The sequence below is a fragment of the Stackebrandtia soli genome (assembly GCF_965137155.1).
Lineage (GTDB): Bacteria > Actinomycetota > Actinomycetes > Mycobacteriales > Micromonosporaceae > Stackebrandtia > Stackebrandtia soli.
On record NZ_CBCRZX010000072.1, the window covers coordinates 9,445 to 15,429 of the forward strand.

Consider the following 5,985-nt stretch of genomic DNA (forward strand, 5'->3'; position numbering starts at 1 on the left):
GGCCACGCGCATATCATGGACAATCCTCAAAGGAGTAACTGTGCTGCCCACCGACCGTGACGTCCGCTTCGGCGCCGACGCGATCCTCCAGACCGCCGACGCCGTCACGGCCCTCGGAGCGTCGAAAGTGCTGCTCGTCTGCGGCGGCCGCTCCTTCAAGGCGTCCGGCGCCGTACGCCTGCTCGACAAACTCGACGACGTGGCCGAGGTGCGCCGCTGGAGCGACTACGCCCCCAACACCGACGCCGCCGACCTCATCGAAGGCCTGCGCATCGCCGACGAGTTCGAACCCGACGTCATCGTCGGCGTCGGCGGCGGCTCCGCGATGGACATGTCAAAACTGTTGTGCGCCTACCAGTCCATCACCGACGAGACCGAACTGCACGACGCCATCCGCGCCAACGCCCCCGTCACCGAGCGCTCCCTGAAACTCGTCCTCGCGCCGACGACCTCCGGCTCCGGCAGCGAGGCCACCCACTTCGCCGTCGTCTACATCGGAGACTCCAAGAACTCGATCGCGGGACCGGCGATGCTGCCGGACACCGTCATCATCGACCCACTGTTGACACTCAGCTCCTCGACGTACCAGCGCGCAACGTCCGGCATCGACGCCTTCGCCCAGGCCACCGAGAGCCTGTGGTCCGTCGGCGCCACCGACACCAGCCGCGCGTACGCCGCCGAGGCGCTCCCGCTGCTGTTCGACGCGCTGCCCGGCTTCGTCAACGAACCCGACGCCGACAACGCGACGACCATGGCCCTCGGCAGCCACCTCGCCGGGCGCGCCATCGACGTCTCCAAGACCACCGCCGCGCACGCCCTCTCGTACGGCATCACGAAAGGCTACGGACCGAGCCACGGCCACGCCGTCGCCCTGACCCTCGGCGAGTTCATCGCCGCGCACGCCGACGCGGACCCCACCCGCCTCCAGCCGGGGATCAGCGCCGCCGAACACGCCGACGCGATGCGACGCGTCCTCGACGTCCTCGGCTCGGTCGACGGCGACCACGCCCGCGACCGCTTCCGGCGCCTGTGCGAAGAACTCGGACTCGAGATGCGACTGTCCAATGTCGGTGTGACGACGGCCGAGCAGGCGCACGCGCTCGCGGGCAAGGTGAACGTGGAACGCCTGGGCAACAACCCGATCCGCTTCGAGACCGACGAACTCGCCGCCCTGGTGACCCGCGCGATGTGACTTCACGGGCGCCGTCGTCGCCGGATACGCGGCGGCGCCGCCATTCGCCGGACCGCTGACCGCTGACGCCTGTGAGCGGTCCGGCGGTTCGGCGGTTCGGCGGTTCGCTGTTCGCTGTTCGCTGTTCGACGGTTCCCGTTCCGGGCGATCCTGAAGGGATCTTCAGCCGGCTTTAGCGTGGCTTCAGCGTTGTGGGGGTAGCGTCGACCTTGGGGAGGAGGCCGGAGGCCCCCGACCCACCCGATTCGAACCCGCGCATGGCGCCAGTATCGTTGCGCCGCAAGCATTCCCCGCACTACGAGTGGTTCGACGGAATCCGACCACGACCGACCCACCGGTCGCCACGCCCTCGACCGCGACCCCGACCGCCGAAATCGGGGCCGCAACCGAACGATCGTCCATCATGTCCTGCGGTGTTCTCGTCGAACCGCTCTCCCGGTATGCCACGTCTGTGAACGATCGGGGACGGACGGCGGCGGCACTCCCACGTAAGCTGCGGACAGACGACGCGGAGCGCGGTCGTGCGTCGCTCGTCAGCCACGGTCCACGCTATCGAGCAGGAGTAACGCATGCCCACGACAGTCAAGGGAGTCATCGCGAGGGCGAAGGGAGCACCGGTCGAGCTCACCGACATCGTCATCCCCGATCCCGGCCCAGGCGAGGTCGTCGTCGACGTGAAGTCGTGCGGCGTGTGCCATACCGACTTGCATTACCGCGAAGGCGGCATCGGCGCCGACTACCCGTATCTGCTGGGCCACGAGTCCGCCGGGATCGTCGCCGAGATCGGCCCGGACGTCACGAACGTCGCGGTCGGCGACTTCGTCGTCCTCAACTGGCGGGCGATCTGCGGCGACTGCCGCGCGTGTAAACGCGGCGAGCCCTGGTACTGCTTCGCCACCCACAACGCGACACAGAAGATGACCCTTACCGACGGCACCGAGCTGTCGCCCGCTCTCGGCATCGGCTCCTTCGCGGAGAAGACCCTCGTCGCCGCTGGACAGTGCACGAAGGTCGACGAGTCCGACCCGGCGGTCGTCGGTCTGCTCGGCTGCGGCGTCATGGCGGGCATCGGCGCCGCGATCAACACCGGGCAGGTGACGCGAGGAAAGTCCGTCGCGGTCATCGGCTGCGGAGGTGTCGGCGCCGCCGCGATCGCCGGATCGCACCTCGCGGGCGCGTCGCCGATCATCGCCGTCGACGTCGACCAGCGGAAACTGGAGTGGGCGAAGGAACTCGGCGCGACCCACACGATCGACTCGAAGGGCCTCGACGAGGCGGGCGTCGTCTCCGCCGTCCAGGAACTCACCGACGGCTTCGGCGCGGACGTCGTCATCGACGCGGTCGGGATTCCCGCCACGTGGCGGCAGGCGTTCTACGCGCGCGACCTCGCCGGGACCGTCGTCCTCGTCGGTGTCCCCACGCCGGAGATGGAGCTGACCATCCCGCTCGCCGACGTGTTCGGACGGGGCGGGCGGCTCATGTCGTCGTGGTACGGCGACTGCCTGCCCGACCGTGACTTCCCGATGCTCGTCGACCTGTACAAGCAGGGCCGGTTGCCGTTGGAGAAGTTCGTGTCCGAGCGGATCGCCCTCGACGGCGTCGAGGAGGCCTTCGCGAAGATGGGCCGCGGCGAGGTGCTGCGTTCGGTGGTGGTGCTCTGATGGCGCGCATCGACCACCTCGTCACGTCCGGAACGTTCTCTTTGGACGGTGGGACGTGGGACGTCGACAACAACGTCTGGATCGTCGGCGACGACACCGAAGTCGTGGTCTTCGACCCGGCGCACAATCCGCAGGCGATCGTCGACACGGTCGCTGGCCGCCGGGTCGTCGCGATCCTGCTGACGCACGCGCACGACGACCACATCCGCGCCGTCGACGAGACCAGGCGGGCGCTCGCCGCCGACGGCTCGACGCCGCCGGTGTACCTCAACCCGGACGACGAGGTCTTGTGGGCGATGGTCTATCCCGATGTCATTCCGGACGTCGGCGTGATCGACGGGCTCACAGTGGACGTCGGCGGTGTGACGCTGCGGGCGATTCACACACCGGGGCACTCCCCCGGTTCGACCTGCTGGTTCGCGGCCGAGGGCCTCGAATGGGACGGCGCCGCGCGTCCCGTCCTGTTCTCCGGGGACACGCTGTTCAACGGCGGCCCGGGCACGACGGGGCGGTCGTACTCCAGCTTCGACACGATCATCGACTCGATCACGAAACGCCTGTTCCCGTTGCCCGACGACACGGTGGTCCTGACCGGGCACGGTGACACGACCTCGATCGGGGCGGAGAAGCCCCACCTTCAGGAATGGCTCGACCGAGGGCACTAGAGCGTGAGCGGGAGTGCTCTTCGAGCGGTTCCAAGTGGTCGAAGTTGTGTCCACGCACCGGTTCTGGCTGGACCGGAGCACGGTGCGGACGGACCGCAACGCCGCGACGGAACCCACACGGAGATCCGGCTTCCGCGCAATGGACGGCCGTGGCGCGACACTGGTGCCACGGCCGTCGACGCGACTCGATCCTGAAGGGATCTTCAGCCGGCTTTAGCGTGGCTTCAGCGTTGTGGGGGTAGCGTCGACCTTGGGGAGGAGGCCGGAGGCCCCCGACCCACCCGATTCGAACCCGCGCATGGCGCCAGTATCGTTACGCCGCAAGCATTCTCGCGGTTTCCGCCACGCCCCGGCGATCCTCCCGAGAACGCTCTCCCTGCGAGGGGGTCAGTACAAGTGCGCTCCCTGAACGGGTCCGTGCGCCGTCAGGACGTCGCGGGCGACACCGCGCAGCCGAACGCGCCCGGCGAGGGCGTGCGCGTGGTGGTCGTCGCGAGCCAGCAGCAGCACCGTCGGTCCGGAGCCGGACACCATGCCCGCGAGCGCGCCGTCCGCGAGACCGACGTCGAGCACTTCCGCGATGGCGGGCCGCAGCCCGATCGCGGCGGCCTGCATGTCGTTGTGCAGCAGCGGCGCGACGCTCTCCGCGTCTCCGACACGCAGCTCCGTGACGAGCGCGTCCGTGTCTCCGTGGTACTCCCCGACACCGGCGGCCCGCAGATCATCCAATTCGGAATAGACGCGGGGTGTCGACAGTTGCCCGTCGGCGACGGCGACGACCCAGTGAAGGGTCGCGCCGACCGGAAGGCTCTCGATCCGTTCCCCGTGGCCCGTTCCGAGCGCGTTGCCGCCGTACAAACAGAACGGGATGTCGCTGCCGAGCCGGGCCCCGATCGCCGCGAGGCTGGCCGTGTCGACGTCGACGCCCCACAGCCGTGCGCACGCCAGGAGCGCCCCCGCCGCGTCGGCGCTGCCGCCCGCGAGCCCGCCCGCGAGCGGGATGCGTTTGTGGAGTTGGATGTCCGCGCCCGCGGTGACACCGTGCTCTTCGGCGAGCGCGCGCGCCGCGCGGATGACGAGGTTGTCGTCGTCGAGCGGAAGTTCGCCCTCGCCTTCGCCGGTGAGGGACATGCGCAGTGTCGGCGCGTTCTTGACGATCAGTTCGTCGTATACCGAGATCGCCTGGTAGACGGTGCGAAGCCGGTGATAGCCGTCGGGCCGCACGTCACCGACGCCGAGATGCAGGTTGATCTTGGCGGGCACCCGGGCCCGCACGGCGCTGGACTCCATGATGGCTTCCTCGGTCACGTCCGCTCCCCCCGGTTCGCGGCGATCCGCGAGTACGCGGCGACGTCGAGTGTTTCGCCGCGCGCCTTCGGGTCGACTCCGGACGCGACGAGGATGCGCTCGGCTTCCTGCGGGCTCCCCGCCCACCCGGCCAGGGCGGCCCGCAATGTCTTGCGGCGCTGGGCGAACGCGGCGTCGACGACGGCGAAGACGTCCTTCCGGTTGCCCGGTGGTGGTTCGCGGCGGGTGAACGCCACGAGTCCCGAGTCCACGTTGGGCACCGGCCAGAACACGCCGCGCGGGACGCTGCCCGCTCGTTTCGAGGACGCGTACCAGGCGAGCTTCACGCTCGGCACTCCGTACACTTTGGATCCGGGAGGGGCGGTGAGTCGGTCGGCGACCTCCGCCTGCACCATGACGAGGCCCTTCTGCAGGCTCGGCAGCACCGACAACAGATGCAGGACAACGGGGACGGCGACGTTGTACGGCAGGTTCGCGACGAGCGCCGTCGGCTGCGGGTCGAAGTCGTCGGGGCGCACCGTCATCGCGTCACGATGGTGGACGGACAGCTTCTCCGCCTGGTCTTCGGCTCTGGCGGCGACGGTGGCGGCGAGCGCGCCCGCGAGACGTCCGTCGATCTCGACGGCGTGCAGGTGCGCAGCGCGCGGCAGCAACGCGAGAGTGAGCGAGCCGAGGCCTGGGCCGACTTCGATCACCACGTCGTCGGCGGCGAGGCGGGCCGCGTCGGCGATGCGGTTGACGGTGTTGCCGTCGATGACGAAGTTCTGCCCGAGGGTCTTGGTCGGTTTGACCGACAGGGCGTCGGCGATGGCTCGGATGTCTCGAACGGCCAGGAGTCGTGTCACCCGCTCATCATGACGTACGGCCCGACCCGATCAGGCCCGAGCCTTTCGGCGCATGCCGGGTGGCGTGAGAACTCACGGCGTTTGCCGGGTGGTCCGAGACTCTCCAGGCATACCGGGTGGCCCGAAAAGTTACGGCGTTCCCGGGTGGTCCGAGACTCTCCAGGCATGCCGGGTGGCCCGAAAAGTTACGGCGTTCCCGGGTGGCCCAAGACTTTCGGCCTGGTGGGGCGGCGCGAGACTTTCGGCCTGGTGGGGCGGCNCGNGACTTTTCGGCTTGGTGGGGCGGGCGTACGTGACCACGCCTTTCTGCGGTG

General features: G+C 69.3%; 5 protein-coding genes. 3 read left to right on the forward strand and 2 right to left on the reverse strand.

Going from position 1 to position 5,985, the window contains the following annotated elements:
- Positions 1–40 precede the first annotated feature (40 nt).
- From ACM9NP_RS23145 to ACM9NP_RS23155, 3 genes are all read left to right on the forward strand, one after another.
- Positions 41–1,192, forward strand: coding sequence for a phosphonoacetaldehyde reductase (locus tag ACM9NP_RS23145; protein ID WP_415648884.1), 1,152 nt, complete (start codon positions 41–43; stop codon positions 1,190–1,192).
- A 569-nt stretch (positions 1,193–1,761) separates the two neighbouring features.
- The gene (locus ACM9NP_RS23150; protein ID WP_415648885.1) at positions 1,762–2,853 is read left to right on the forward strand and encodes an S-(hydroxymethyl)mycothiol dehydrogenase; all 1,092 of its coding nucleotides are present in this window, start codon (positions 1,762–1,764) and stop codon (positions 2,851–2,853) included.
- Positions 2,853–3,518 carry an MBL fold metallo-hydrolase gene (locus ACM9NP_RS23155; protein WP_415648886.1) on the forward strand — a complete coding sequence of 222 codons (666 nt, stop codon included), beginning with the start codon at positions 2,853–2,855 and terminating at the stop codon, positions 3,516–3,518. Before ACM9NP_RS23150 ends, ACM9NP_RS23155 begins: the two co-directional genes overlap by 1 nt.
- 387 nt (positions 3,519–3,905) lie before the next feature.
- Here the strand turns inward: ACM9NP_RS23155 and ACM9NP_RS23160 are convergent, their stop codons facing one another.
- Both ACM9NP_RS23160 and rsmA read right to left on the reverse strand, forming a co-directional pair.
- Positions 3,906–4,808 (reverse strand): 4-(cytidine 5'-diphospho)-2-C-methyl-D-erythritol kinase, encoded by a 903-nt coding sequence (locus tag ACM9NP_RS23160; RefSeq protein ID WP_415648889.1) that lies wholly within the window; start codon positions 4,806–4,808, stop codon positions 3,906–3,908.
- Positions 4,809–4,822: 14 nt separating this feature from the next.
- Positions 4,823–5,671, reverse strand: a complete 849-nt coding sequence (gene rsmA / locus ACM9NP_RS23165; RefSeq protein WP_415648887.1) for a 16S rRNA (adenine(1518)-N(6)/adenine(1519)-N(6))-dimethyltransferase RsmA — start codon at positions 5,669–5,671, stop codon at positions 4,823–4,825.
- Between the last annotated feature and the right edge of the window lie 314 nt (positions 5,672–5,985).

Excerpts from the sequence above, each read along its gene's own strand:
- ACM9NP_RS23150 (WP_415648885.1), top strand. The coding sequence starts at position 1,762 with ATGCCCACGACAGTCAAGGGAGTCATCGCGAGGGCGAAGGGAGCACCG.
- ACM9NP_RS23155 (WP_415648886.1), top strand. The coding sequence starts at position 2,853 with ATGGCGCGCATCGACCACCTCGTCACGTCCGGAACGTTCTCTTTGGAC.
- ACM9NP_RS23160 (WP_415648889.1), bottom strand. The coding sequence starts at position 4,808 with ATGGAGTCCAGCGCCGTGCGGGCCCGGGTGCCCGCCAAGATCAACCTG.